Raw genomic sequence first — 498 nt, 5'->3', positions numbered from 1 at the left:
CGTCAGACTGTCTAATAACTTATTGCTTTTAATGGAGTAAAATTTTCATTGTTTTTCAGTTTTTTCGTATCTTCTAACCATGAAATTTATTATTGGAAAAGACCGAAAACAGACCTGCCTTTTTCCCATTTCTCTTGAAGATGCTATTGAATCTGAAAACAGCGTTAGGTCGATAGATCAATTTGTAGATTCTCTTGACTTAGCGAAACTTGGTTTTCGTTTAGATTTTACAGAGAACGGACCTCCTGCTTATCATCCATCTATTTTACTCAAGTTGTACATCTACGGTTACATGAACCGTATTCGCTCATCTAGACAATTAGAAAAAGAATGCAGACGCAATATTGAGGTAATGTGGTTACTTGAATCTTTAGCTCCCGACCATAACACTATCAGTAATTTTAGAAAAGATAATGCTAAAGCAATAAAAAAAGTGTTTTTTGCCACCGTACAGATTGCTCGTAATTTTGGGCTCATTGGAGCTACATTGATTGCAGG

Annotated in this window: 1 protein-coding gene; it reads left to right on the top strand. The window is 35.1% G+C overall.

Annotation, left to right across the window (positions count from 1 at the left end; translation table 11 throughout):
* Positions 1-79 precede the first annotated feature (79 nt).
* Positions 80-498: transposase (locus EGM88_RS14675; protein WP_148084094.1), on the top strand; the 419-nt coding region annotated here is incomplete at its 3' end.

The organism is Aureibaculum marinum, assembly GCF_003813905.1.
Taxonomy (GTDB): Bacteria; Bacteroidota; Bacteroidia; order Flavobacteriales; family Flavobacteriaceae; genus Aureibaculum; species Aureibaculum marinum.
The sequence above is the reverse complement of the archived record's forward strand: the minus strand, read 5'-3'. Positions and strand labels throughout refer to the sequence as shown.